Below are 21,374 nucleotides of genomic sequence, written 5' to 3'. Positions count from 1 at the left end.
CTGGTCGTTCTTCTCTTCTTGAGTGTCACTCACCGCATGGGCGGGCGCGAATTTGTTTGGAGGAACAACAATGAAAACGACAACAACACTGGCGGCGGCATCAACGCTTGTCGCAACCCTGTTTGCGACTGCAGCCACCGCGCAGACCGTAGCATTCTTAATGCCGGATCAGGCGTCGACCCGATATGAAAATCATGACTGGCCGGGCTTTCAGGCCGCGATGGGGGAGCTTTGCCCTGATTGCACACTAATTTACCAGAACGGCAATGCGGACGTTGCACTGCAACAGCAACAGTTCAATTCTGTTATCGCGCAGGGTGCGACTGTGATTGTGCTTGACCCCGTGGATTCCGCTGCGGCCGCCGCACTGGTTGAAATTGCCCACTCACAAGACGTTAAGGTCATTGCATATGATCGCCCAATCCCAGACTCGCCTGCGGATTTCTACGTATCTTTTGACAACGAAGGCATTGGCTTTGCCATTGCGCAATCGCTCATCGACCACTTGAAAGCCCAAGGCGTTCCCGAAGGCGCGGGCGTTTTGCAAATCAACGGCTCACCAACTGACGCCGCTGCCGGCTTAATCCGTGATGGTGTGGATCGTGCACTGGACGCATCGCCGTACGTGACGCTGTCGGAATTTGACACGCCCGATTGGGCTCCACCAAAGGCACAGGAATGGGCAGCAGGTCAGATCACCCGCTTTGGTGGTAATATTGTCGGCATCGTGGCTGCAAATGATGGCACCGGTGGTGGTGCGATTGCAGCGATGAAAGCAGCCGGTGTGGACCCAGTTCCACCGATTACAGGCAACGATGCAACGATTGCAGCACTTCAACTGATTATTGCAGGTGACCAGTACAACACGATTTCAAAGCCATCCGAAATCGTTGCTGCCGCTGCAGCCGAAATTGCAATGATGCTGATCAATGGTGAAACACCTGAGGCCACATCGACCCTGTACAATACGCCGTCACAGTTGTTCGTTCCAGCGGTCGTTACGCAGCAAAACATCAAAGCAGAAATCTTTGATGCCGGTATTCAAGCTGCTGCAGATGTTTGCACGGCGGAATATGCCGATGCTTGTGACGCACTTGGCATCGAGTAACCTACAATATGCGGCGCCGGACATTTGGCGCCGCATACCGCTTCATTGAAAGAGTTTATTATGGTTGAAAACATCGCAGGCCCTGACAAGAGAGAGCCGCTTCTACGCCTACGCGGTGTTGGAAAACAATTTGGTGCCGTGACCGCCCTCGAGGACATCGAGTTGGATATTCATGCAGGCGAGGTCGTGGCGCTGGTGGGCGACAACGGGGCAGGAAAGTCCACATTGGTAAAATTGCTGGCTGGTGTGCACCAACCAACCTCTGGCACGATTGAGTACTTAGGTGAAAAGGTCTCGCTGGATACCCCGAGCAAAGCGCTCAAGATGGGGATCGCGACCGTGTTTCAAGACCTAGCGCTGTGTGAAAATCTTGACGTCGTTGCCAACCTGTTTTTGGGGCAAGAAATCTGCCCATGGCAGTTGGACGAAGTGCAAATGGAGGTCCGTGCTTGGACGCTTTTGAAAGAGCTTGCTGCGCGTATTCCTTCGGTCCGTGAACCCGTAGCCTCCCTGTCTGGTGGGCAGCGCCAGACCGTGGCGATCGCGCGCTCTTTGTTGCTGGATCCGCAAATCATCATGCTTGACGAACCGACAGCCGCTTTGGGCGTTGCCCAAACTGCAGAAGTTTTGAATTTGATCGAACGCGTGCGGGACCGTGGGCACGGCGTCATCTTGATTTCACATAATATGGAAGATGTGCGCGCTGTGGCTGACAGGGTTGTCGTGCTGCGCCTTGGCAAAAATAGTGGCACGTTTGACGCCGATGTTTCACATCAAGACCTTGTGTCTGCCATCACCGGAGCAAGTGAAAACTCCGTTTCGCGCAGGGCCGCTCGTAAACTCGCAGAAGTTGGGGAAGACCAATGACACAAAATACACCGAACAACGCATCTGCGCCCCAGCTTGATCGCGCCGATACGCGTGTTCGACACGATGCGGGATTGTCGGGGGCCCTTCGCGGCTTCTTGGATCAGGTTCGTTCTGGCAATCTGGGGATGTTACCTGTCGTGATTGGATTGGTCCTAATTTCTACTGTCTTTAGCATCTTGAACCCTATTTTTCTCGCTCCCAACAATCTCGTCAATCTGATGTTTGATGCTGCCGCCGTGGGTCTGATCGCGCTTGGCGTGGTCTGTGTTTTGTTACTTGGCGAAATTGATTTGTCCATCGGGTCGATGAGCGGACTTGGTTCTGCTTTAATGGGCGTCCTTTGGGTCAATTCCGGCATTCCCCTGCCTCTCGCGATCATTGCGGTTGTGGTTACTGGCGCACTTATTGGCGCGCTTTATGGCTTTCTGCGCAACCAGTTCGAGATGCCAAGTTTTGTCGCAACTTTGGCTGGTTTGCTGGCGATATTGGGCCTGCAGCTTTATATTTTGGGACCAACTGGGTCTATCAATATGCCGTTCACATCGCCATTGGTTCGGTTCGGTCAGATTCTGATTATGCCAGCATGGCTTTCCTATTGCCTTGCGGTTGTTCCCGGGGCGGTGATCGTGTTTGTCAGTATGCGTACCAATACACAGCGACGTGCGGCAAACTTGTCGGCGAGTGGGTTAAGCGTGGCGATTGCAAAAGCTGTAATTCTGACCGTTGCATTGGTTTTCGCAGTTTTCTACCTTGAGCAGGGCCGCGGTGTGCCGTGGATGTTCGGTATTTTTGTTCTGTTTGTCGTGATGCTGGATTACGCATTGGTGCGCACAAAATGGGGACGCTCTATGTTCGCTGTCGGTGGCAACTCAGAGGCCGCGCGGCGTTCTGGTATCAATGTACAGCGCATTCGCATTTCGGCCTTCGTTGTCTGTTCATCCTTGGCAGCCTTGGGCGGCGTATTCGCGGCGGCGCGGTTAGCCTCTGCAAGCCAGCAGGCGGGGACTGGCGACGTTAACCTGAACGCAATCGCGGCAGCTGTGATCGGCGGAACGTCTTTATTTGGCGGCAGGGGATCTGCATGGTCTGCCCTGTTGGGTGTGCTCGTGATTATGGCGATTTCGAATGGTCTGACATTGCTGAACCTCAGTTCCTCGCTGCGGTATATGATTACGGGTGCGGTCCTTGCGATTGCTGTCATCGTAGATTCACTTGCCCGTCGGTCACGCGCGAACAGTGGTCGTGCTTAAGTTAAAATGGGAAATATTATGACTAAAACGATGGAAAATAAAACTGCCGCCATTACTGGTGCTGCATCGGGAATAGGGCTTGCCTGTGCGAAGATCCTGATTGAAGAAGGCGCAAAGGTCGTTTTGATTGACCGTGCTGAGGACAGGTTGAACGACCTATGCAACGAACTTGGCGAAAATGCCAAGCCCTTGGTTCTTGACCTGTTGGACGGCCCACAGGTGTCTGGGATGCTACCTTTGATCGAGGACTTGGTCGGTCCACTTGATATTTTTCACGCGAATGCTGGGGCGTATGTCGGCGGTGCTGCCGCCGAAGGAAACCCCGACGACTGGGACCGTATGTTGAACCTTAACATCAACGCATCATTCCGTTGCGTGCAGGCTGTGTTGCCTGCCATGATTGCGCGAAAGACGGGGGATATTATTTTTACCAGTTCGATTTCTGGCGTTGTGCCTGTGGTGTGGGAGCCGATTTATACTGCGTCAAAATTTGCAGTACAGGCGTTCCTACATTCGACCCGTCGCCAAGTCAGCGAACACGGTATCCGTATGGGTGCCGTTCTCCCAGGGCCAGTTGTGACAGCGTTGCTGGACGACTGGCCCAAAGAAAAAATGGACGATGCGCTTGCAAACGAGTCGTTGATGCAACCCCGAGAGGTGGCCGAGGCAGTCTTGTTCATGTTGACGCGCCCACGTGGTGTTGTGATCCGTGATTTAGTGATCCTGCCCAACAGCGTCGATCTTTAAAAGTTAGAAAGTGGGCATCATGTCTGAAATGCAGACTGAAGAAAACTATATAATAGGTATCGATGTAGGCACGGGAAGTGCCCGTGCGGGTGTCTTCAGCATGGACGGTCGCATGGTCGTTACGGACACATGCGCAACCTCTCTTTACCGCGCGGGCGGAACCATTGTTGAGCAATCCAGCGAAGAAATCTGGCGTGCTGTCGCAACATCAGTGCGCGGTGCAATTGCTGCGTCTGGTGTTCCAGCCGACCAGATTAAAGGCATCGGGTTCGCCGCAACGTGTTCGCTTGTGGTGCTTGGCGGGGACGGCGCGCCGTTGCCAGTCGGCGACCCCACGCATTCCGAACGCAATATTATGGTCTGGATGGATCACCGAGCGGTTGAGCAAGCTGAGCGGATTAACGCGGGCGGCCACCGCGTTCTAGACTATGTCGGCGGGCGTATTTCACCAGAAATGGAAACGCCAAAACTGCTTTGGTTAAAAGAAAACCGTCCCCAAGTGTTTGCGCAAGCCTGGCAATTTATGGACCTTACTGACTTTTTGACATGGCGCGCATCTGGTGATTTGGCGCGCTCGACTTGCACAGTTACCTGTAAATGGACCTACATGGCGCAAGAGGACAGCTGGGACGCAGATTATTTTCACTCCATTGGGCTGGGTGAACTCGCTGACGAGGGGTTCAAACGGATTGGCACAAACGTTGTTCCAGCAGGGTCCGCGCTTGGCACGGGGCTTTGCAAACAGGCAGCTGAGGACTTTGGCCTGATCGCCGGCACACCGGTTGCAGCTGGGCTAATCGATGCCCATGCAGGTGGCATTGGGTCCGTTGGTGCACTGGGTGGTGGCGGGGCGCAAGCCAATCTGGCGTATGTGTTTGGCACGTCCTCATGCACGATGACGTCCACCACTGAGCCTGTTTTTGTTCCCGGTGTGTGGGGGCCGTATTATTCAGCAATGGTACCTGGTCTCTGGCTTAACGAGGGTGGTCAATCCGCTGCTGGCGCAGCGATCGATCAATTGTTGGATTTCCATCCCTATGCGTCAAAAGCACACACTTTAGCTGCGGAAAAAGGTCAATCTTTGCCTGATTGGCTGGCTGAACACGCGCAAACTCAAGTGGAGAACGGCGTGGATGTCAGCGTGCTTGCGGGGAAAGTTCATGTCGTGCCGGAATTCCTTGGAAACCGCGCGCCGCACGCTGATCCCCATACCCGTGCGGTCATCGCCGGATTGGGAATGGAACATGATCTCGACAGCATCGTTTCACTTTACGTCGCTGGGCTTTGTGGCATCGGGTATGGGCTACGCCAGATCGTGGAGGCACAGGACGAAGCAGGTGCCAAGGTCGAACGAATTGTCATCAGCGGTGGTGCCGGCCGCAGTGATATGGTCCGCCAACTTCTGGCAAACGCAACGGGTGTTGAAATCGCGGCACCTGCTGCCGAGGAACCCGTTCTTCTAGGCGCTGCAATTTTGGGGAGCGTGGCCGCAGGACTTGAGGCGAATATCCACATTGCAATGGAACATATGTCATCGTTTGGGACACGCTATACGCCCGAAATTGGCGAGATGCGTGAACTTCATGATCATCGGTTTAGAATATTTGAACAATTGCAATCAGTAGCACGACAAGCTGCTCGTGAGTGATATTGGATGATTTAGAAGATCCACTGATCCGCGCCCAAAAAATGGAAAGTTGTGTTGCAATAAGTTTTTATTTGTAGGTTCTTATTGGAATGGAACAGAGTTAGCGGCATACCTTGTGTCTCGTAATGCCTGAAACGAAAACTTGGAAGCAGCCGATTGAAGTGGTCCTGCTTTTCAGGACAGGTATGTGGCTTGGCTAAGATGCATCTGATTTATGTTCATGCCGTTTTTCGTATCTCCGCATGGCCAAAGTATGCGATGTCCGGTGTTCGCTTATCAAGGGCCGTGTGAGGGCGTTCTGAGTTGTAGAACCCAATCCATGTATCGATGATCCGTTTTGCTTGGAACCCATCGGTGATTTCATGCAAGTAAACGGCCTCCTGCTTCAGGGATCGCCACAGACGTTCGATGAAGATATTGTCGAGATAGCGGCCGCGTCCGTCCATTGATATTTTGATGTTGGCTTCGGTCAAAGTTGTGATCCAACCCGCGCCAGTGTATTGGCTGCCCTGGACGTGTTCGTGATCTCTGGCTTGCCGTATCGGGCGATAGCCTCCTCTAGTGCCTCAACACAGAAGCTAGCATCCAACGTATTTGAGAGCCGCCAAGTCAGCACTTTTCGCGTTGCCCAGTCCATGATCGCCACCAGATACAAAAAACCATTCTTGACGGGTATGTAGGTGATGTCGCTGCACCAGACCTGATTGGGTCGGGTGATTGCCAACTTTCTCAGCAGGTATGGATAAATGCGGTGCTGTGGGTGCTTCTTGCTGGTGTTCGGCCCCTTGTAGATGGCCTGCAACCCCCTCTCAGCGATGCTTTGCATCGCCTGCCGGGCAAGGCATGATGTTCATCATGCGACGAACACGATGCCGACCCGCAGAGAACCCTGACTGGGGCAAATAGGCTGCTATCTGTCGGCTGCCAAAGAATGGATATTTCGTAAATATCCGATCAATCTCATGCATCAGCTTAAGCGTCTCAGCATTCACCCCAACTGGTGTGTAATGTACGTCGTCAGGGTTTTTGGCACCAAAGGCGGCTTAAATTAAGAGAGCGTTCGGCTCATCTGGTTGGTGTCATTATGTGGCGTGCAGGCTGTGATGCAAGCGGCGCGCTTCGAGTGTCTTTCGTTTGATCCTTTCCCTTTGTTGTAGAATGGCTTTGTCACGGCCGAAGTAGACGTCAGACGGCGTGACGTTGTTCAGACTCTCGTGGAAGCGCTGGTGGTTGTAGTGATCGACGAATGCTTCAATTTGGGCTTCAAGATCACCTGGCAGGAAGTAGTTTTCCAAGAGGATGCGGTTCTTCAAGGTTTGATGCCATCGCTCGATCTTGCCCTGTGTTTGCGGATGATATGGCGCGCCGCGAGAATGCTTCATGCCTTTCCCTTGCAACCACTCAGCCAGGTCACCGGATACGTAACTGGATCCGTTGTCGCTCAGCAGCCGTGGTTTGTGAACGACGTGAACCTGATCACAGCCGGACGCCTTAAGGGCCAAGTCGAGCGTGTCAGTCACGTCCTCAGCCCGCATATTGGTGCAGAGTTTCCACCCTCTCGGGACATTGCTGCGCAATACCCTGCCGGGCAGCGGAGATGATGTAACGGCTGTAATCGTCTAGGATCGTACTGAGATAGAACCAGCCCCATCCCAGAACCTTGGGATAGGTGAAGTCAGTTTGCCAAAGCTGGTTGATCGCTGTGGTTTTGTCTTTGAACGCACTGGCGGCTTTCATGACGATGAAGGCTGGGCTGGTGATCAGGTCATGCGCCTTCAGCATACGGCATACGGAAGCCTCTGATACGAAGTAGCTTTCCTTATCTGTGAAGGTCACTGCCAGTTCACGCGGTGACAGTTCTGTCTCTTCCAGCGCAAGGTCCACAACCCGACGTCGCACCTCGTCAGGAATACGGTTCCAGACGTGCTTTGGCTTGGGAGATTGGTCTTGCAAGCCAGCCTCACCACGCTGCCAATACCGATCATACCAACGGTAGAATGTGGTGCGTGGAATGCCGAGCTTGGCCAAAGTCAGGCGGGCCGGCAGATGCGACCCCTCGACCAGCTTGATGATCTCCAGCTTCTCTGATGCGGGATACCTCATTCGTGGTCGCCCCCACCGTCGAACATGCTTTTTTTGAGCAAGCGGAGTTCAAGTGTTTGCTCCGCAACGACTTCCTTCAGATCACGTGCTTCACGGCGCAGATCCTTCACCTCGTCGGTTGTGGCGGCGCGGGCGGTATCGCCCGCAAGGCGCTTCTTACCGGCCTCCATAAAGTCCTTGGACCATTTGTAGTAGATGCCTTGGGAGATGCCTTCACCCCTCTCGTGCATGTAAACATGCACTGCCGGGCAGTGGACGACACAGCTCGGCAATGCTGTCTTCCCCACGCAGACCGTCTAAGACGATCCTAATCTTCTCTTCAGATGAATAATGATTGCGGGTCGCCCGTTTGATATCTTTGACGATCTTCTCACCCGGGCTTTTGCGTGTTCCAGTTGTCTGTCTCATGTCCCACTCCTCAGTGGTTACGATGAGCCAACAACACTCTCTTATCAAATAGAAGCGCTGACGTCAGACAATTTTGACTAACAAGGTCAATGTGCTATTGAGTAATTAAATATATTCGGTTGGTGCAGAGTTGTGAGACGACTAAGTCCATTTTGGCGCAGCCATAGGGCAAAGGTGGCTCTTAGTGTTTTTTGCGTTGTAGTTGCTTTTTTTGATACGTTCGGGAAGGAAATTCCCCCTATTGCGGCAGGTGCGCTAGCAGTGGCTATTGTCCCTTGGGCGTTAGGGATAATTGAGAAGATCAGTGCCCCCGGTGGCTTGGAGATCGTTTTCTCCAAAGTTGAGCGTAAATTGGACGCATCTAACACAACCCCTGATGAAGAAGATGTAAATGCTTTCATGTACTTCGAGGGCAATGACCCAAACCTAGCGATTGCTATGCTACGAGTTCAGGTTGAACGCCGACTTCGGCAGATCGCGGAAGATGTTATGCTGGGACCTAGTGTCCGCGGACGACCTCATTCGCTGCGCTCTCTTGCCGAAGAACTTTCAAAACAAGGTGCGATTCCGGAGGAAGCGATGAGCCTACTCATGGATTTGATGCCTGTTATGAACCAAGCTGTCCACGGAGTGTCGTTGCAATCAAATGCGTCTGAAAGGCTTATCCCCTTTGCTCCGGCGGCACCTGATGTAGTGTGAAGCGGCTTGCCAATCTACAATGTTCTTGTATTGTTCTACCCATGCCAGCCAGATGGAAAAACGACAAACCCATGTCCCGCCCGGCGTTCGACGCCAGGTTTTCTGATGAGGAAGCGTGTTCGCATTATCTGGCGGAACATCGTTGGCCTGAGGGCTTTGTGTGTCCTTCCTGTGGCACCTGCAAGGGCTGGCCGTTAAAGCGAAATCGCGCGACTTGGGAATGTGCCGGTTGCGCACGGCAGACATCCGTGACGGCTGGCACGGTGATGCACAGCAGCCATTTGCCGTTGCGAATTTGGTTTCTTGCCGCGCACATCATCACCAGCCATTCCAACGGCATGTCAGCGCTGCAACTTCAGGCGCAACTTGGCCTTGGCAGCTACAAGACGGCGTGGCTCCTCTTGCAAAAGCTGCGGCGGTCGATGGTCAACCCTGACCGCAACCCCCTGAAAGACCTTGTCGAGATCGATGAAACAGAGATTCCGTTCCGGTCCCGGCATGATCCCGAGGACCGGCCAAAGGGTGGGCGGAGCCCGGTCGGAAAGATGTTTGTCGTCTGCGCCGTCGAGTTATCAAGAGACGGACATCCGCGCCGTATCAGGATGAAACACATTCCCGACGGCGCATCAAAGACGCTACACGGGTTCATTGGTCAGGCTGTAGAGCCTGGCGCTCACGTCATCACGGATGGCTGGCTAGGTTACGAAAATCCCCCTGCAAACACGCATGAGGCGAAGGTCGTCAGCGGCAAGAAGGCACATGACATACTCCACTGGGTCCACCGCGTGTTCTCCAACCTAAAAACGTGGGCAAAAGGCGTCTTCCACGGCCTCAGAAAATGCCATCTGCAACGCTATCTCGACGAATTTGTGTTCCGCTGGAACCGACGGCGACACATGCGAAGCGCCTTCGACACGCTGCTGGGGATCGGTGTTGGTATTGGCCCAGCGACATATCGTGATTTTGTTGAACAGCGCGCCTGAAGGCCCTTGTTCACGGCAAAAGCCACGCCCCATAAACCCACCAGATGTTACAAACTGATCCGATCCGCCTCTCAAGCCACAAGGGCGAGGTTCTGCGCCGCGTCAACATGTGGGGCAACCGGACTAAAAGGGATAAGCCTTCCCAAGACGCTTGTGCCAGGCATCCCGAGATCGCCGAAACAGAACCAAGGGTCCCACGATCACGGCACAAAGTGCTGCTATAACGTGGAGTTGAATGACAAGTGAGGCGTTCAGAATTGGGTCAAGTGACATGGGCTATCCTTCTTCTTGGCAGTTGTTGATAAAGCTGCCAAGATTCTTGGGTACGATGGCAAACCGCATCAATGTTCAATTCGTAAACGGATATGTATTCAACGTGACTGACAGGCTTTTTCCAACCGCGCTTCGTGAAGTGCAGGCTGACTTGAGCAGACGACCAGTTATTGTTGGCGTGCTCGCACTTAGACTTATTCTAGTAATTTCAGTCCCTTAGCCGACCTTGGTGCTTCCTGCAGCGAATGGCGGCAAGGAGCCCTTTGTGACAGATGCAGCTGACGTACCAATGTCTGCTAATAGTCCAGTAAGTGGAACTATGGTCGACCTGGTACGGCATACCTGGAGGAAAGCTTCATGAGTTTTGCGCCACATAGGAGTTGCAAATCTGTCGGGTCTAAATCGACCAGAAGGTTGGTCGCTCAAATGAAGAGCGATGCTCGTATATGAACTCATCAAAGATTCGCGGCGACCTTCCGGTCAGCCTTTTGATACTGCCGCTGCCCTTTTCTGGATGTGCCTTAGCCAATGTGTCTAATTCGACAAGATGATCAATCAGCCAAGGGGCAAGGCGCGCTTTCTTGTTTAAGGTCTTTCGGTACTCCTCAGGCGGCATATCAACGAATGAGATTTTCTTCCCAAGTACGGATGACAAACGATTGGCAACCTCTTGGTGACTAAGCGCCTCTGGCCCTGCCACGTCTAAAATGTGCTCCAGTTGTTTCTTTGATTTGGATTGCTGTGCCGCTTGCGCCGCGATGGTGGCAACGTCACGTACATCGACGTAGTTGCGAGCGCCGAAGCCAGATGATCCGAAAATGCGCCCTGTGAATTTGATTGGTTTAGCGTTTCGAAGCCAGTTCTGCATAAACGCTGTGGGGCGAATGATCGTATAGTCACACCCTGTTTTGGAAAGGTAATCTTCACTCTCTTGGTGCCACCGAGATACTTCCACATTCGGCACAATGGGTGCGGATATCTTCACAATCCGTGACACACCCACCCTAAGTGCAGCGTCGATCGCTACTTTCTCAATTGCAACCAACTGGGGGCTTGTGCCCATTACGATGACAAGGCTTTGGGCGTCCATCATGGCCCTCGCCATGTCGTCGGTGCTTTCATGATCGACCATAACGTAGGTGGCAGACGGAACATGTGTGTCGATTGATGGGCGTCGTACAACGCCGCGAACCGGGCCATTTGATGCCAAAGCACTCATCGTCTCGCGCCCGACAGTTCCAGCCGCGCCAACAACGACGGTCAACGCTTTTGAGCCTTGGATCCCACTCATGATTGCACCTTAAGATAACGATTAAGGAGCCGCACGATCAAGGGCTGGGCGACAAGAGCAATGGGGATCGAAATCGCGAAGCCCGTCATTGCGCCCTTTAGCCAGATCGCTAGAAAATCGGGCACGGGGCCAAGATTGAAAAAGAGCAAGACGAATGAAATTGAGAATGACATCACTAGTCCCAGCATAAGGCCGGTGAGCATTCCAAAGGTTGCGGGTTTGACGAACATTAGGTAATCCTTTTGTGTTGATACATAATTTGTTGTTACATATGTTAAAGTAAATGCGCGAAGAGTCAACCTCTTAGCTTATCTAGAAGGGTATTGAGCTGCTTCGCCTCCGGTTCCGACAACCCGATCTTCGTGTCTCTCTCCTCGCGAAGCTGCCGGTCGATATCGACAATCAACGTGACCCCTTCCCTGCCAATGGCAACGAGGACTTCTCGCCGGTTTTCTACGTTGGTTTCACGCAAAACCAGGTTTCTTCTCACCAGCTTGTCAATGAGACGGCTCAGGTCGCCCCGCTTGTCCATCAGTTGTTTTTTTACCTCCCCAATCAGAAGTTGGGCAGGATCTGCCTCCTGAAGGATCTTCAGAATATTATAATGCTGATCGTTGAGTTCATATTTCTTGAGCACCTGCATAGTTAGCCCAAGAATCATTTGGTAACTGTAAGCAAGGTTGAACATCGCTTTCTGGCGCTCACTTTCGAACGGGCGAACTCTTAGTACTTCAGTTTCTTCATTCATAATATCAACTCCAACTATCGTAATTACATATATTGAGCAACTGGTTTGAGGTCAAGCAGTTTATTGACCGTAGACTAAGGCCACACGGACGTCCGGCTATCAGGTATAGAATTGACTGGTGGGGTGGCTCGTGGCCCAGACGATGATGGGGATGGTCAACTATGGCATTTGAAAAGGATGGCTGACAAGATTAGATTAGGTCTAAAGGCTTAGGCTGTCCGCCCTACATTTGAAGCAGACATTTATAACGAACATGCAAACGGCAGGTTTGTTTAAGGTTTTTCGATGCGGGCCTGAACGCAGGTTTTCGTTTTGGCGCGACGGTTGCCCGCGTTGGGAAACATGACTAGGAGGAAGCCGTGGGGTCTGGAAGAGCGCTATGGGGAAAGCGCCAATCTAGTTTTGCTGATGGTGTTGCGGGGCGATAGATTTTGTCGTTGTTCCCCTACGATTTGAAGCGGTGTGGCTCGTTTTTCGGTTTGTTTTGGCACCGTCTTAGACGCTTTGCCGCTCGTCAACTTCCCTTTGCACAAACTGATACCAGCCCAGAACGCGATGCGTTTCAGATTGTGGTCGTTGATTGATGACGTGCGTCTCGTCATGCGGCGGCCTTTCGTGGTGGTGCGCGTGATTGTGGTTTTTGGCCGCGGCGGAAGGTCTCGATGATGCGCATTGCGCCGCCGCAGTCTGGGCATGGTTCTCGTAGTGTGAGCGGGATGACTTCAGCGACCGGCGCATCTTCTTGTTTGGGGGGCTGAGCACCAAGAAACGCGCGGACTTTTGCGATGTTAGTTTTGCGCTGTGAGCTTGCCAGCAAACCATAATGACGGATGCGGTGGAAGCGGTCCGGAAGCACATGGATCAAAAAGCGGCGGATGAACTCATCTGTTGCAATGCGCATGGCGGACTGTTTGTCGCCTGATTTGACGCGATAATCTTTCCATTTGAACGTGACGGTGTTGGCGTCAGCGCTGATCAAACGGCTGTTTGAGATTGCCACACGGTGTGTATATCGGCTGAGATAGGCCAGCACCGCCTCGGGGCCACCGAAGGGTGGTTTAGCATAGACGACCCATTCCTTTTTGCGCATCGGGGTCAGATATGCAGTGAAGGCCTGCGGGTCGGACAGCCCAACCAAATCGCCAAAGAAGGCTAACTCGCCTGCACGGTGCAAGGCCAGCAACCCTTCGATAAACAAGCGACGGAACAGCCGTGATAGAACTCGCACATGCAAAAAGAATCCCGGCTTGCAACCGATCCAGCGGTTGCCGCCTTTCGACAACCCACCGCCCGGAACGATCATGTGAACGTGCGGGTGATGGGTCAAGGCCGACCCCCAAGTATGTAGCACGCTGGTCATGCCGACGCGTGCGCCGAGGCGTTTGGGGTCTGTGGCGATGGTCGTCACTGTCTCTGCCGACGCTTTGAACAAGAGGCCGTAGACGGCCTTCTTGTTCCAATATGCGATGCGGGCAATCTCAGCAGGCAGGGTAAAGACGACGTGGAAGTATTCCACAGGCAGCAGATCATCTGCCCGCGCTTGCATCCAGTCACGTGCTGCCGGTCCCTGACATTTGGGACAGTGGCGGTTCTTGCACGAGTTATAAGCGATGTGCTGATGATCGCATTTGGTGCACGCTGCCACATGCCCGCCGAGCGCCTCGGTTCGGCAGGCCTCAATGGAGGACATCACTTTGAGCTGGCTGAGGCTGACATGCCCAGCATTGGCCCGCCGCCACTCGGGTCCGTGTGCGCGGAAAATGTCAGCGATCTCCAGTTTCGTTTTGGCCAACTGGCAAGGCCTTATCCCGGTCGGTGACGCAAGTTCTCAATGTCCAACTTCTTGAGCGCTTCAAACGGGCTGGGCGTGTCTCGGATGATTTTGGTGGCGACGTGGGTGTAGCGCGCTGTCGTGCTCAACTTCGCGTGGCCGAGCAAGACCTGAATGACTCGCACATCAATGTTGGCTTCTAGCAGATGCGTCGCAAAGCTGTGCCGCAGGGTATGCAAGGTGGCGGGTTTTGATATGCCGACCACATGCTTGGCCGAATTGAACGCCCGACTGAGCTGTCTTGCCGAGATTGGGTTGATCTTGGGCTTTCCAGGAAACAACCATCCCGCAGGCTGGGCTTCACGCCAATAGTCGCGCAGCAAATCAAGTAGGTCGGGCGACAGCATCACCTTGCGATCCTTGCCACCTTTACCCTCGTCGACATGGATCAGCATCCGGTCACTATCAATATCACTGACCTTCAGGCTGCAGACCTCAGACGCCCGCAAACCCGCTCCATAGCTAATACTGAGGGCCGCGCGATATTTGAGGCCCGGCCCAGGGGCTGCAGCAATAACCTCTGCAACTTCTTCAATACTGAGCACCGTCGGCAGGCGGCGCGGTTGCGTGCAGAATTGCATATAGCGCTTCATACCCTTACGGTCGCAGGTGGTGCCAAATAAAAACCGTAGCGCCATGATCCGCGCATTGAATGTGGGCGGCGTCACTTCAGTATCTGTCATGTGGAGCTGATAGGCGCGCAGATCATCCGGCGTTGCCGTGTCAGGGGATCGCTTCAAGAACCCGGCAAAATGCTTAACCGCCCGGATGTGGGCCTTCTGAGCTTTGTCACCCATACCGTGGATGCGCATGTCCTCGATCATCCGCTCACGCAGCGGGCTCATCTTCTCATGTGTCATGGAAATCTCCTGTACGTTGATTGAGAAAGCTCAATCGTCAGTCAGGTTCGTCTGATCTCAAAATGCGCTCGGCATAAGTTGGCGCAGGCCATCAGCAACAAGCGCCATTGCCGCGCGAGCGGCTTCGTCCTTGTCCGCAGAGCAGACCTCTACACCGAGCGCAGCGAAAGTCTGCAATCCGCCCTTCATGTCGAAATGTGCGCAACGCAGCATTTGTAACAAACGGCCTGAACTGTCCGCCGTAGCTTCCGGCCCATAGCTGCCGTTCGCTTACCTTCGGCCATGCTGCGGTGCGGGCCGTCAGACCGGACTTTCGCTGCGCGCGCTAAATCGGTGGATGGTCGAAATCACACACTGCGGGACACAACCGACCTTCGCTGCAAGTGCGTCAAGGTCTGCTTTGGCGGAACGTTCAACAAACGGTCCTTTTTGGAACGGTTGTTGTAGGTCCAGCCAATGGTAATTTGGAGCCAGAAGTTTTTGTACTTGCCTATCCGTTAGCGCAGCCAAAACAGAAAGCGCAAAGCTCGCACACAAAACAAAGGCCGAGGACGTGCAATCGCACGCCACTAGACCGCCGTATTGGTTAAATGCCAACATGACCGCATACAGTATCTGACAGAACCCCCTGATTTTTCAGGAATAATGATCACGACACAAGTATCTGACTGAAACATTAGCCGCACACTTTTTTGTGATCATGCTGTGTTTGCGAGGCTTTGAAACATTCGCTGTGACATGGCGCACCGCTGAAATCCCACTTCTGCGCGCATACGCGCAGAAACCCTAGTTTTGGGGCGTATATTCACTTTCAAGAACATAGTTTCATTGCCGAACCACATTTTTTCGTGACCGTCAGCGGGGTTTTAGAACGATGTTTTTAAGCCCAATTACTGATCATCGAAACACGGCAACCCGCTACAGACACACAAACGCCTCAGACGAACAGGGGCACAAGATACCAGCCCAAACGGGCAGAAAAGGAACATACCATGTTTAAGACAGCAACTCTCGCATTCGCCGCAATCGCAGCTTCCGCTTCCATCGCATCTGCAAGCATCGACAACATCTCCAACTTCGTGATGGAGCAGGACCGTGGCGGCCAAGTTGAACTTGGAACAGTCACAGCAACTGGCGATGGCGTTGTAGAAGTTTACAGCTTCCACAAAGGCGTAGTGGGTGCATTGGTCGGGTCGGAAATGGTCAAAGCGGGTGCAAACCTCGATGTTGACGTCAACATCCCCCGTCAAGAAACAGACGCAATCGTGTTTCTCAAAGTGAACGGCCAAGTGGTCGACACACAGGAAATCGATTTTAACTAAGCCTTAGATTTACACTCTCCCAGCTACGGGTCGCCCATTCAGGCGGCCCGTTTGCATATTAAGACATAGCAAAGCCAATCACCATCCAGAAGCCTGCCAAAAACGCTCGTTTTTGGCACATGCTCAAACCGTCCCGTTTGACGCCGCCAAAAAACCCGTTCAAAACCCAAGTAGTTGTTGAAGGCTTTTGGTCGCTCTCATGATAGCGGACACTCGTGCAACGCGCAGCATTGGTCAGAGTGGGCTCTTCGCGGCCATTAGATTGTTTGCAGCATTCGTGGATTTGAACTCTCTTTGAACGGCTGCTTCCGCCAGATGGCCCCAGAGCACGCGCAAACGCAGCGAAGGTCCGCAATCCGCCCTTCATGTTGATATGTGCGCAACGCAGCATTTGCCACAAACGCCCTAGCAACTGTATCAACCCTATGGCATTGTAGACCTAGCGATGAAACAAGGTCCACCAAGCGCTAAATCTGACCTTCGCCACGTCTGCGTCGCCCACTAAGACTTACCGTTTGTTGGCCATCCGAACGCCTGTTGTGTGGGGCGGGGCTGCCGTTGGCGGTCTCAACCCGCAAGTCTGGTCTTGGTTGATAGCGAACAGAGCCGGTTTCACGATTTAGGATGATCTTGAAGGTAAAAGGCGAGGACAATCTCGCCGAGATGCAGGAGCGCAATGATGACAAATCCATGTTCAGTCACGTAACGGTCGGGACAAACAACATCGAACGTGCGGCAACGTTCTATGATGCTGTGCTCGCACCGCTTGGTCTGCGGCAACGCGCCGTTGATCCTGATGGAGGACCAGAGGCACGCTGTTGGATAGCTGAAGACCGTCCGTTGCCGCGCTTTTACGTTTATGAACCGTTCGACGGAACGGAGGCGACTGTTGGTAATGGAACAATGGTCGCTTTCGAAGCAGCATCGAAAGCGACAGTCGATAGTGCCCATGAAGCAGGGTTGTCATCGGGTGGATATAATGCCGGGGAACCAGGCTCTCGGCTGCATTATGGCGAGGGATACTATGGCGCATACCTGCGCGATCCGGATGGTAATAAAGTGCATGTCATCCATAGAGGAGCCCTGCGGTGACTAATGATTTCTTGATTCTGTATCTTCCTAGTTTGCTCGTAATTCTCACGATCTTCACTGTTGGCGTCGCCAGTCCCGGCCCTGCAACGCTGATGATTCTTGGCACCGCAATGTCTTGCGGTCGCTCGTCGGCTGTGGCGCTGTCACTTGGCGTCGTTACCGGATCGTTGTTCTGGGGCTGTGTCGCCGCATTCGGGTTCGTCGCCGCGATCAAGGCATCTATGAGCCTGTTCACAGCAATGAAGTTGGCTGGCGGGTTGTATCTGTTCTATTTGGCCTTCCGGTCTTGGCGTTCGGCGCTGACCGCCAATCATTCGCTTCAAGTGCAATCTGCTACCATAGTGAGCCTTAGGCGCAGCTATGTCCGCGGTCTGCTACTACACCTCACCAACCCAAAGGCACCGTTGGTCTGGCTGGCAACGCTTTCTGTCGGGCTGGATGACACAGCTCCACTGCCTTTCCTTGTTTTGGCTATCGTGCTTTGTGAGCTCGTCGCAATTATAGTCTTTGTTGGGTACGCATTTTTATTTTCGACGCCGACGGCATCACAATTCTATATATCCTTTCGCCGTCCATTTGATGCTGCTTTAGGGTTATTATTCGGTGCGGCTGCAATTAAGATTCTGACATCACGCGTGAATTGATATCCCCAAGGTGACCGATGTTGAGTACGAACGCATCATCCGTCACTTGGCTCAATGCGAACCCTAGCTGGATCCGCACTCCTCACCAAAAACGAGGTTTTTGGGAACGGCTATGACCGGCAGAACTTCGGACAAAGCCACATGTGGGCCGAATGGCTGCCTTAACGCGTTTGTTGCTCGACATAGTGGCATTGGCTGATACTTTTGTAATTGTATCAGCAGGGGGCGTATTACTGACACACGCGGAAAGGCCAACAGACATGACTAAAGCTCCGAAACTTGCAGCGTTGGCTGTGATGATCCACGCGGATCAGGTTCTGCTCGTAAGACGAAAAAATGAACCGGATGCCGGTCTCTGGGGTTTTCCTGGCGGGCATGTGGACTTTGGGGAAACAGCCCTTGCAGCCGCAGCCCGTGAATTGAGGGAAGAAACCAGTGTAGTTGGCCGTCCCTTGCATTATCTCACCAATGTCGACGTCATTATTAAAGACGAATGTGGCTGCGTGCAGTTCCACTTCCTGCTAGCGGCAGTGTTATGTGAATATTTGAGTGGTGAACCTATGGCAGACGATGATGTCAGCGAAGCAGCGTGGATCCCAATCAATGGCGTTCTGATACGGCAGATTGCATGCAGTAAGCATGTCGATGACGTCATTCGAATGGCGACAATGTCTCAAAAGTAGTCTGGAGAAGCGGCCACCCGCTGCATCCGCATAAGCGCCCCTGTGGTAAGCATAGAGGCTAGTTGCACCCATATCGGTGATGGCTGCTTCGGTGCTGCTGCTGTTCGATATAGAGCTGTGGGTCTGAGGTGTCTTTCAGTCCACCACGCCGGGTCCAAGACCCGAATACACCTTTGATTTCTGAATTCGAAACCTGGAGATATTAACATGAGCACCACCGGTAAGCAGCTATTCACTACGTTAGAAAGCGATGGCATGCTCACCGTCGCGATCGAGGATGTGACCTTTCCCGACCCTACCGGCAATCAGGTACTTGTGAAAATGGAGGCGGCACCGATCAATCCGTCGGATCTCGCCATTCTTGTCGGTGCGGCCGATCTCGAAAACGCCGAATATTCGCCTGGAAAATATGTCGCCAAGATGCCCGAGCAGTTCAATGCGGGGTCCAAGGCGCGGCACGGGCTTAAACTTCCTGCCGGCAATGAAGGCGCGGGCACTGTCGTCGCTACGGGTGACGGCGACAAGGCCAAGGCGCTGATGGGACAGCGCGTCGCATGTGTGCCTGGCAATGCCTACAGCCAGTATTGTATCGCCGAGGCTGCCATGTGCCTACCGCTGGGCGATTATTCGGCCGAGGATGGCGCGAGCGGCTTCGTCAATCCTATGACTGCGCTGGGTTTTGCCGAAAATGCAAAAATGGACGGGCGGAACGCGATACTGCATACGGTCGGGGCATCCAACCTGGGCCAGATGCTGACCCGCATCTGCAACGAAGACGGTATCGGGCTCGTCAACCTTGTGCGCAAAGCGGATCAGGTCAAATTGCTCAAACAGCTTGGCGCGACCCATGTCGTCAATTCGTCGGATGACGACTTCATGCACCAGCTCCGGTCCGCAATCGACGACACCGACGCCTTCTACGGCTTCGATCCGACTGGCGGAGGGAAATCGGTCGATAGTGTTTTCAAGGCTATGGAGCAGGTCGCGGTTACCAAGATGACCGAGTATTCGCGCTATGGTTCCAACCAGCAAAAGCGCATGTTCATTTACGGACGTTTGGACGTTGGTCCGACGATCCTGTCGCCGAGCTACGGTTTTGGCTGGACCCTGTCAGGCTGGCTCCTGTTCCCCTTCATTCAATCGGTCGGAACGGAAACCGTGGGACGGATGCGCAAGCGTGTGCTCGAGAACCTGACGACGACCTTTGCCAGCCATTACAAGAAACGGGTCAATCTTGAAGAGATGCTGACCAAAGAAGCCGTGACCGATTATCGCGCGATGAAGACGGGTGAGAAATACCTCGTCCTGCCTTGGAAATGACGGCCCGTGCCAGGTCATGCAGGTCTCAATGGGCGGGTTCCCTGAGCTAAAAGCGTTAGCGCTGCGCTACAGTTCACGCATAGCCCAACGCAATAGCACTACGGGTGCCTTCAAAAGTCATCCGATCTTTCCGGTGACATCGTGGGCGATACTCATAATCGTAGGAAGCCGCGCGGTGGGTCGGGGCTGCGCCGTGTGACTGACCATAATTCGTGGTATTGGCGATGTGGCAGAGAGACGATTTTCAGCCGATTGCGTCCGGAGAACGGACTGACTCTCTCATTGGTGGGTTGAAGGGGCGGTCCTCTTTTTTATTAGGGATAGTCTACGCTTAGGTCAGAAGGGAACGTTTTTAGTCATTTTTGAAGCAAATACCCTGTAACTACTACAATGCATGGAATGACAGCTTGCCACCCTTCCGGTTGTAATCCTCTGAAACGGTGCATTATGGACGACAATGGTCCGCTTTGGCCAACTGCACCGGTATGTTTAGCGAGTGCGGCGAACGACTTTTTTCCGCCCTTAGTGGTGCCATGAAACGCAAAGGCCGGAAGTGTTTGGGTCCTTCCTGGGCTTTTTCTACACAGGGGGAATTCGCATCCCGTTACGTACGAGAGACGGAAATTTCGTAGGGTTGTGGTTAGGGTTGTTGTTGTTGATTGCTGCGGCGATGATGCGTGTGCTGCTATGGGCCGTTCCCACGCCAACTGCCAGTCCCGACTAGTTGGCTGGCACAAGTGCTTGGCACAGCCAACCATTTCGCGCCCTTACTTGAGCATCAGTAGCCCATCCTTCGTCACGGACATGCGGGCATCGACATTTGCAACATCGGTGAACAGGTTCCGTTTTCGACCGCCATAGCCTAAAGGATTGAGGCTGCGGAAAAATGAGACTGGTTCGCTTTTGTCTGACAGCACCATTCTGGGAAAGCATTGAAAATGCTGCGGCTGCGAAAAGCGCATAAGTGGTATGCTATTTTTATCTCTACTATAGGAAGCGGAGCGACATATTTCGATTGTTGAGACATAACGATCAACCAATGGAGTATGGCTATGGCCGCTTTCAAAACAAATTTTCAATCCGCCGTCCCTTTCACTATGGCTATGGCCGCTTTCACAACAATTCGCCCGTCCGACGTCCCCATCAAGAACCCTTTTGTCAGCCTGGTAAAATTTTACAAAAATTGGAACGCCGTTCGTCAGACGCGCGAAACACTGAACAATTTGAGTGCACGTGAGCTTGCAGACATTGGTATGACACGCGGCGACATTGAGAACTTTGCTCGCCGGGCCCGCGCATAAGCCTTCCTGGCAAAATCAATGAAAAGGGCACCTCAATCGAGGTGCCCTTTTCTGGCACTGTCAGAGCAAAATCGGATGAGGTGGGCAGGGGTGGCACTTAAGGGCGCTCAGGGTACTTGAGCTCAGACTTAAGCAGGTTTCCAAGGCCGACAAATGCTCCAGACACTTGCACGTAGGCCGCAAGTTCTGCCTC

Annotated in this window: 19 protein-coding genes and 2 pseudogenes; 13 read left to right on the top strand and 8 right to left on the bottom strand. The window is 53.3% G+C overall.

Going from position 1 to position 21,374, the window contains the following annotated elements; all coding sequences use genetic code 11:
• Positions 1 to 70: 70 nt before the first annotated feature.
• From OAN307_RS13055 to OAN307_RS13035, 5 genes are read left to right on the top strand one after another with little or no spacing between them, the layout of a single operon-like run.
• Positions 71 to 1,108: an ABC transporter substrate-binding protein gene (locus OAN307_RS13055; protein WP_015500183.1), complete on the top strand. Its 1,038-nt coding sequence runs from the start codon at positions 71 to 73 to the stop codon at positions 1,106 to 1,108.
• A 60-nt stretch (positions 1,109 to 1,168) separates the two neighbouring features.
• A complete protein-coding gene (locus OAN307_RS13050) occupies positions 1,169 to 1,975 on the top strand; it encodes an ATP-binding cassette domain-containing protein (RefSeq protein WP_015500182.1) in 807 nt (268 codons plus the stop codon).
• Positions 1,972 to 3,228, top strand: a complete 1,257-nt coding sequence (locus tag OAN307_RS13045; protein WP_015500181.1) for a sugar ABC transporter permease — start codon at positions 1,972 to 1,974, stop codon at positions 3,226 to 3,228. The genes OAN307_RS13050 and OAN307_RS13045 overlap by 4 nt, the downstream gene beginning before the upstream one ends.
• Positions 3,229 to 3,246: 18 nt before the next feature.
• On the top strand, positions 3,247 to 3,975 hold the full coding sequence (locus OAN307_RS13040; protein ID WP_015500180.1) for an SDR family oxidoreductase: 729 nt from the start codon (positions 3,247 to 3,249) through the stop codon (positions 3,973 to 3,975).
• A gap of 19 nt (positions 3,976 to 3,994) precedes the next feature.
• Positions 3,995 to 5,623 (top strand): FGGY-family carbohydrate kinase, encoded by a 1,629-nt coding sequence (locus tag OAN307_RS13035; RefSeq protein ID WP_015500179.1) that lies wholly within the window; start codon positions 3,995 to 3,997, stop codon positions 5,621 to 5,623.
• A gap of 218 nt (positions 5,624 to 5,841) precedes the next feature.
• Here the strand turns inward: OAN307_RS13035 and OAN307_RS30080 are convergent.
• Positions 5,842 to 6,648, bottom strand: a pseudogene (locus OAN307_RS30080) (IS3 family transposase); the annotation flags it as partial.
• 57 nt (positions 6,649 to 6,705) lie between these two features.
• Positions 6,706 to 8,134 (bottom strand): annotated as a pseudogene (locus OAN307_RS13020) (IS3 family transposase).
• Between the two features lie 174 nt (positions 8,135 to 8,308).
• On the opposite strand from OAN307_RS13020, the gene OAN307_RS13010 reads away from it, so the two are divergent.
• Positions 8,309 to 8,833 carry a hypothetical protein gene (locus OAN307_RS13010; RefSeq protein WP_044043694.1) on the top strand — a complete coding sequence of 175 codons (525 nt, stop codon included), beginning with the start codon at positions 8,309 to 8,311 and terminating at the stop codon, positions 8,831 to 8,833.
• A gap of 41 nt (positions 8,834 to 8,874) precedes the next feature.
• Entirely contained in the window at positions 8,875 to 9,816 is a 942-nt protein-coding gene (locus OAN307_RS13005) for an IS1595-like element ISOan10 family transposase (protein WP_015498511.1), read from the top strand.
• Positions 9,817 to 10,486: 670 nt separating this feature from the next.
• Here the strand turns inward: OAN307_RS13005 and OAN307_RS13000 are convergent.
• The 6 genes from OAN307_RS13000 to OAN307_RS28975 form a co-directional block, all read right to left on the bottom strand.
• Positions 10,487 to 11,380 carry an NAD(P)H-binding protein gene (locus OAN307_RS13000; RefSeq protein WP_015499072.1) on the bottom strand — a complete coding sequence of 298 codons (894 nt, stop codon included), beginning with the start codon at positions 11,378 to 11,380 and terminating at the stop codon, positions 10,487 to 10,489.
• The gene (locus tag OAN307_RS12995; protein ID WP_015499071.1) at positions 11,377 to 11,610 is read right to left on the bottom strand and encodes a DUF2798 domain-containing protein; all 234 of its coding nucleotides are present in this window, start codon (positions 11,608 to 11,610) and stop codon (positions 11,377 to 11,379) included. The genes OAN307_RS13000 and OAN307_RS12995 overlap by 4 nt, the downstream gene beginning before the upstream one ends.
• Before the next feature lie 65 nt (positions 11,611 to 11,675).
• Complete coding sequence (locus OAN307_RS12990) at positions 11,676 to 12,128, bottom strand: MarR family winged helix-turn-helix transcriptional regulator (protein ID WP_015499070.1); 453 nt, start codon at positions 12,126 to 12,128, stop codon at positions 11,676 to 11,678.
• Positions 12,129 to 12,726: 598 nt separating this feature from the next.
• The gene (locus OAN307_RS12980) at positions 12,727 to 13,920 is read right to left on the bottom strand and encodes an IS91 family transposase (protein ID WP_015500173.1); all 1,194 of its coding nucleotides are present in this window, start codon (positions 13,918 to 13,920) and stop codon (positions 12,727 to 12,729) included.
• 11 nt (positions 13,921 to 13,931) lie between these two features.
• Positions 13,932 to 14,819 (bottom strand): tyrosine-type recombinase/integrase, encoded by an 888-nt coding sequence (locus OAN307_RS12975; RefSeq protein WP_015500172.1) that lies wholly within the window; start codon positions 14,817 to 14,819, stop codon positions 13,932 to 13,934.
• A 57-nt stretch (positions 14,820 to 14,876) separates the two neighbouring features.
• Positions 14,877 to 15,032, bottom strand: a complete 156-nt coding sequence (locus OAN307_RS28975; RefSeq protein WP_015500171.1) for a hypothetical protein — start codon at positions 15,030 to 15,032, stop codon at positions 14,877 to 14,879.
• 779 nt (positions 15,033 to 15,811) lie between these two features.
• Here OAN307_RS28975 and OAN307_RS12965 point away from each other — a divergent pair.
• From OAN307_RS12965 to OAN307_RS12935, 6 genes are all read left to right on the top strand, one after another.
• Positions 15,812 to 16,141, top strand: coding sequence for a hypothetical protein (locus OAN307_RS12965; RefSeq protein WP_015500169.1), 330 nt, complete (start codon positions 15,812 to 15,814; stop codon positions 16,139 to 16,141).
• 624 nt (positions 16,142 to 16,765) lie between these two features.
• Positions 16,766 to 17,233, top strand: a complete 468-nt coding sequence (locus OAN307_RS12955; RefSeq protein WP_015500167.1) for a VOC family protein — start codon at positions 16,766 to 16,768, stop codon at positions 17,231 to 17,233.
• The gene (locus OAN307_RS12950) at positions 17,230 to 17,877 is read left to right on the top strand and encodes a LysE family translocator (protein ID WP_015500166.1); all 648 of its coding nucleotides are present in this window, start codon (positions 17,230 to 17,232) and stop codon (positions 17,875 to 17,877) included. The genes OAN307_RS12955 and OAN307_RS12950 overlap by 4 nt, the downstream gene beginning before the upstream one ends.
• Before the next feature lie 152 nt (positions 17,878 to 18,029).
• Positions 18,030 to 18,560 (top strand): NUDIX hydrolase, encoded by a 531-nt coding sequence (locus OAN307_RS12945; protein ID WP_015500165.1) that lies wholly within the window; start codon positions 18,030 to 18,032, stop codon positions 18,558 to 18,560.
• A 207-nt stretch (positions 18,561 to 18,767) separates the two neighbouring features.
• Positions 18,768 to 19,880, top strand: a complete 1,113-nt coding sequence (locus OAN307_RS12940; protein WP_015500164.1) for a zinc-binding dehydrogenase — start codon at positions 18,768 to 18,770, stop codon at positions 19,878 to 19,880.
• A 1,052-nt stretch (positions 19,881 to 20,932) separates the two neighbouring features.
• Positions 20,933 to 21,181, top strand: coding sequence for a DUF1127 domain-containing protein (locus OAN307_RS12935; RefSeq protein ID WP_051068005.1), 249 nt, complete (start codon positions 20,933 to 20,935; stop codon positions 21,179 to 21,181).
• Positions 21,182 to 21,374 lie beyond the last annotated feature (193 nt).

The sequence above is a fragment of the Octadecabacter antarcticus 307 genome (assembly GCF_000155675.2).
Lineage (GTDB): Bacteria > Pseudomonadota > Alphaproteobacteria > Rhodobacterales > Rhodobacteraceae > Octadecabacter > Octadecabacter antarcticus.
The sequence above is the reverse complement of the archived record's forward strand: the minus strand, read 5'-3'. Positions and strand labels throughout refer to the sequence as shown.